The organism is Bacillus sp. P4_D3 (genome assembly GCF_056401855.1).
The window spans coordinates 1-4,941 of record NZ_JBFUIN010000235.1; the positions used below are offsets into that span (position 1 = coordinate 1).

The 4,941-nt window shown below is 32.1% G+C and carries 7 protein-coding genes; all 7 read right to left on the reverse strand.

The features are described from left to right. Positions 1 to 201: 201 nt before the first annotated feature. The gene (locus AC1DTM_RS18070) at positions 202 to 876 is read right to left on the reverse strand and encodes a hypothetical protein (RefSeq protein WP_133059473.1); all 675 of its coding nucleotides are present in this window, start codon (positions 874 to 876) and stop codon (positions 202 to 204) included. Between the two features lie 671 nt (positions 877 to 1,547). Beyond that, positions 1,548 to 1,691, reverse strand: a complete 144-nt coding sequence (locus tag AC1DTM_RS18075; RefSeq protein WP_016104104.1) for a hypothetical protein — start codon at positions 1,689 to 1,691, stop codon at positions 1,548 to 1,550. A 24-nt stretch (positions 1,692 to 1,715) separates the two neighbouring features. Further along, positions 1,716 to 2,159 carry a hypothetical protein gene (locus AC1DTM_RS18080; protein WP_016104103.1) on the reverse strand — a complete coding sequence of 148 codons (444 nt, stop codon included), beginning with the start codon at positions 2,157 to 2,159 and terminating at the stop codon, positions 1,716 to 1,718. Between the two features lie 23 nt (positions 2,160 to 2,182). After that, positions 2,183 to 2,545 carry a hypothetical protein gene (locus tag AC1DTM_RS18085; protein ID WP_016104102.1) on the reverse strand — a complete coding sequence of 121 codons (363 nt, stop codon included), beginning with the start codon at positions 2,543 to 2,545 and terminating at the stop codon, positions 2,183 to 2,185. A 126-nt stretch (positions 2,546 to 2,671) separates the two neighbouring features. Further along, the gene (locus AC1DTM_RS18090; RefSeq protein WP_016104101.1) at positions 2,672 to 2,917 is read right to left on the reverse strand and encodes a hypothetical protein; all 246 of its coding nucleotides are present in this window, start codon (positions 2,915 to 2,917) and stop codon (positions 2,672 to 2,674) included. A gap of 14 nt (positions 2,918 to 2,931) precedes the next feature. After that, positions 2,932 to 3,456 (reverse strand): hypothetical protein, encoded by a 525-nt coding sequence (locus tag AC1DTM_RS18095; RefSeq protein WP_016104100.1) that lies wholly within the window; start codon positions 3,454 to 3,456, stop codon positions 2,932 to 2,934. Positions 3,457 to 3,845: 389 nt separating this feature from the next. Further along, positions 3,846 to 4,841 carry a hypothetical protein gene (locus AC1DTM_RS18100; protein WP_016104099.1) on the reverse strand — a complete coding sequence of 332 codons (996 nt, stop codon included), beginning with the start codon at positions 4,839 to 4,841 and terminating at the stop codon, positions 3,846 to 3,848. Between the last annotated feature and the right edge of the window lie 100 nt (positions 4,842 to 4,941).

Sequence of the window (4,941 nt, forward strand, 5' to 3'; positions counted from 1 at the left end):
TCATCACTCCAATTATATGAATTTATTAATTATATATTAGCAGAAAATAAGGCTTTATATACAATTTTGTAAAATTATAGTTATCACATCATATCGAGCATTTCTTTAAAATTCCCTTCATTAATTGAATACACATAAATAAAGAAGAACCAATAGCCTCTCTTCTTTCTACAAATCATTTCTTCTATAATAACTTTATTATTAAATATAAATTTCTTCTTTCCAACTACTGGATTTTGATTTGACCACAATTAAATTTTCATTTTCCCATTTTAATGTGCCTAAAAATCTTGAATACACCATTTCGTTACCTACCTCTTCCACCAATAACTGATCGCGAATCTTTAAACCCTTTTCATCATACACCTCGCATCGTAGCTGGAAACCTTTGACGCGATGAATCCCTTTTAATATCGCTATCTTCTTACGGCTTGGGCTTTTTTTAGGTGTCTTCCCTACTAAAAATATCCCTTCATAGTTTTGTTTCACAATTTCTCCTAAAGACTTTTCGACATACTCTCTAACAATAGATGGTGAGAGAGTAGAGTTTACTTCAAGTCCGGGGATAACATATTGACGTACTAGTTTACAAAACTCGTTGTATTTCTCTTCAACTGAATCAAGTGTTAAAAATCCCATAAAATCATAAGGAACATCTACACGAATTTCCCCTAAAGATCTATTCACGTTATATGAAATATCAGTGTTTTCATTAGCTAAACAGTAAACAGTAACTTGCTCAATCTCTCCTAATCCCATCTCAAAATCGCTAATTGCCTTTGAAAAAATTAACTCGAAAATCCTAATTTCATGCACACGCAAATAATGTTTTTTAGGACGTTGTTTTTTCCAATCATAAAACTTTACTTTGAGCACTATAATTCACTCCTTTTAATAAAAAACACTATAAAAATAGTGTAATCCTACAATATCATAGCCTCACACATCAATTATATAAAAAATAAAGCTAGTTTTTTATAATTTTTTTGATATAATTACTTACGGGAAAAGGGAAGACATTTATCTTCCCTTGTGTTTTTGTTTGCATCTAGTACTTTTGCTAGATGCTTTTTTTTATGCTAAAAAGGTATCCTCCAATAAGAAGGATACCTGTTTACTTTCATTATCTCTGTTTTGTTGCTGTTAAAATCCCACTGCCTAGTACACTTGCGATTTATAACTATCTAAAGTTACAGATTAATAGTAGATCCAGAAAAATAACCTTACATTTTGTAGAATAATTTTTCTATGTCATATCTCCGTTACATCGTACTACTTCACTTTCTACCTGTGTTGTTCCACAATCGCACCCTATTCTGGAATAAGCTAATGAATATTTTTCTCATTCTATCATTTTTCACTTTACTAGGGACCCGAAAATCAACATATTATTTGAAGCTTGAAGCGAAGATAAAAGAAGTACAAAATCGTTTAGGCCACTCAATGTGAAGACAATGATGGATATCTATGCTCATGTTGCTTTTAGTAACAATTAAAAGACCAGAACATCTAATAATAGACGTTCTGGTCTTTTTGCCATCATTAATTTAGTAATCTTGCCCACCATATGGATTAGCAGAAATGCTTCTATTTTCTGAGTCATATTCATCACAATACCAACCATCTACATCAGCAAAATGTAGCGTTTCGTCTCCACAATTTTCACAATATGCTTCAATATTATTTGCCATAATTTCACACGCTCCTATTAGAAATTAGAAATTATAATTTAAAAATGGTAACTTTACACTAGTGTCTACTTCTCCTGTATACAACTCTACAAATGCATTTGAAGTTTCATGCGGTATATAGATTGTTGTGACTTTCTCGTCAATATGTACGTAAGCAATTACTTCCATGTATTCATCACAGTCTTTCATAGGTACAAAGGTTAGACAAGGAGATACCCCTAAAGGTACTTCTTTCTTATCTATAAATTCCTTACACATGACAGTCTTCTCTACTTGATATGTAGTTATATGTACATTGTCTACTTCTGTTATTTTTACATTAGTCGGTATCTCTATACCTAATAGATTACACCACCTGTTTAAGATGGACTTTTTCTCTGTACTTAATATAATTTCACCTTCACCATTTAAAACAAAAAGAGACTCCTTTTGGTCTCTCCCTACTTTTACCTGTTTCATCTCAATCATATTGGATACCCCTTTGTGAGATATTAGTTGAAGTATTGTTTCAGTAACTCACTACCTGTTTTAAGTCTTGTATAATATTGCCCATCTTTCTTCTCGAATTCACCGTTGTTAGCAAATTCTTTCTTTACACTTTCTAAGTTTGATGAATCAATAATACCAAACACATCGCCTATTTCAAAGTTACCTTCTTCATTTATACACTCTTCTAATAAGTAGTGTTTGTCTTCTTCTAAAGGAACTATCTTACCTTTTGTAATCGAATACAGATGTTTTGTTTCCTCTACCTGTACCGTAATAAAAATCCAACCAACTCTTACAATGGTACATGGCGTTAACCCCTCAAATGTAAGTGCAACTACTTTTTGGTCTTTCTTGAATTTCCCCATCCTTGATACCCCTTTTAAATAGATTTATTTCTCCTAAAATCTACTATTTTATAGCGTAACCATAGTCTCTCAAACATCTATCTGCCCTAAGTAATACATCTCTAAGAGTTTCCTTTTCTGTATATCCTAGTTCACTAATCTTTTTTTTTTTGCATATTCTAGTTCACTATCAATCGTATTCCAGTATACTTTACCGTATTTCGTTACAGTTTCTACATGAATATCCTCAACATAAGCTTCGTGTCGTTCCATTACATCTTTACCGTTTTCTCTGTATCCTAAATACTTATAGAATGCACCTACCCCTAAGTCTTCTCCTGTACCACTTACCTTAGTGAAACCTGCTCTTGCACTACCTATATGGAATGGCATGTTCTACCCCTCTCTTATTTTAATATGATATTATAGCGTTCTCTTTGTTGTGAACTCATAAACTGCCCTACAAATTGTAGTTCATGCCATTTAAACTCTTTCATTTGCTGTTTTTGTTTATTTGTTTTCAAGTTTACTTTGACTACCATTTTAAAGGCTTGCTGACCTGTTTCATTTAATGTATTGTAGAAACTTTTTAAATAACTAATCTGTAAAGGAGATAGTTTACCATCTTCCTTTATTTGTTTTACAATACTATTATAGAAGTTATTATTCTTTGGTACAATTTTCTCATCTAATTCACGGCTTAAGAATCGTTTTAAATAATCATTCTTATCTTCTGTTAGACGTTTCTCTGTAACTACGTTTCCTTTTGTATCATAGAAAGTTTCTGTAAATCCTTCTGTAAACTTCTTGATACATTCAGAACCTACTACCATTGCTTGCTTGTTTAGTCGATTGATAATTGTAAACTCATAACGGATTCTTTCATGGCAACATAGATGACAGTTTGCTCCACAAAACTTATTGTCTACCATTCCATAATATACCCATTCTTGCTTTGCCTTTGAAAAATTATGCTTTTCTACACTTTGTAATAAATTGAAATTTTTTTATAGAGCTAACCTGCATGGTTAGTTCTATAAGAATTAAAGAAGATGACCTCTGTTGAATACAGAAATCATCTTCATGTTGTTGCATAACTTTTTTCAAAATGCCCCTTACAAAGGGTACAGATTAATCATTAAGCTTCTTTTATTATCTACTGTTTTCATAAATCATTATAACTACCAAAATATTTTTCACAAAAGTTTACCGTTATTTATGATACGGTTCACCGTACATACTTAAATGGCCGTTTTCACTTCTAAAATATACATGAATCTTTACTAGAAATATAAAGATTCATCGTATCCTCTTCATCGATTTAGTGCATTTCAATAACTGTACCATCTTCAAATACCTTGAATACTCCAGTAAATCCTGATCCAGCTGCGCCTTCTATTTTATATGTCGTACGCACTCTAATTTTATAATATTTCTTTCCATTTTCGACTTGTGTATCCTCTAAAGTGTATTGATATTCTTCATTATATTCTTTTTTAATATATCCTTTAGCTTTCTCAAAAGTAAATTCATCTTGCTTCTTCTCTGTCTCTACCTTTTGATTCTTTTCCGTCTCTACCTTTTGATTCTTCTCTGTCTCTACTTTTTGGTTCTTTTCTGTCGCTACCTTTTGATTCTTTTCTGTCTCTGCTTTTTGGTTCTTTTCTGTCGCTACCTTCTGATTCTTTTCTGCCTCTACCTTTTGGTTCTTCTCTGTCGCTACCTTTTGACTCGTTACTGCATCATTTTTTTGTGCCTTCGCTGCTGCCGTTACATTCTTTGCATTTTTTTCTTCTTCACCAATTTTAGTGATTAATCCTAAAGCTTTTTTATTATATTCTTCAAGGTTCTTGTTATCTTTTGTTTCTGAAACTACCTTATTTAACATCTCTTTCGCTTCTGCATAATTTTTCTTACTTATTAACTCTTCACTTTTCACCAGCTGCTCTTCATACTTCTTTTTTTGTTCTAAGATCGCTACTAATGCTGTTCGTTCTTCCTTTGCTTGTTTTATAAGCGCATTACTTCCATTCTTCACGCTCTCTACTTTTTCAAGTGACTTGATCGATTCTTCTAATTTTGCTTCTTCTTTTAGCTTCACTGCTTCAATCATTGCTTTCGTTTGCTCTACAAACACTTTTGCATCTGAATCATCTTTTTTCTCATCTAGTGCTCTTTCAAATGATGATAAAGCATTTTTATATTCTTTATTCGTTAACGCCGTCTTCCCCTCATCCATCGCTTTTTCAAAATCCCCATTACTACATCCCGCTAGCATTAAAAACGTAAGTCCAATTACTGTTAATAACTTTCTCATTTTCTCTCCCCCTATATATGCCTAAAACAATAACGTCATATGTATAAAAGTCTGTGTAGTAATTAGACTGAAAGTAAACTATGTACTACATTTTGTGTTG

Excerpts from the sequence above, each read along its gene's own strand:
- AC1DTM_RS18085 (WP_016104102.1), bottom strand. The coding sequence starts at position 2,545 with ATGGGGAAATTCAAGAAAGACCAAAAAGTAGTTGCACTTACATTTGAG.
- AC1DTM_RS18075 (WP_016104104.1), bottom strand. The coding sequence starts at position 1,691 with ATGGCAAATAATATTGAAGCATATTGTGAAAATTGTGGAGACGAAACG.
- AC1DTM_RS18090 (WP_016104101.1), bottom strand. The coding sequence starts at position 2,917 with ATGCCATTCCATATAGGTAGTGCAAGAGCAGGTTTCACTAAGGTAAGT.
- AC1DTM_RS18095 (WP_016104100.1), bottom strand. The coding sequence starts at position 3,456 with ATGGTAGACAATAAGTTTTGTGGAGCAAACTGTCATCTATGTTGCCAT.
- AC1DTM_RS18100 (WP_016104099.1), bottom strand. The coding sequence starts at position 4,841 with ATGAGAAAGTTATTAACAGTAATTGGACTTACGTTTTTAATGCTAGCG.
- AC1DTM_RS18080 (WP_016104103.1), bottom strand. The coding sequence starts at position 2,159 with ATGATTGAGATGAAACAGGTAAAAGTAGGGAGAGACCAAAAGGAGTCT.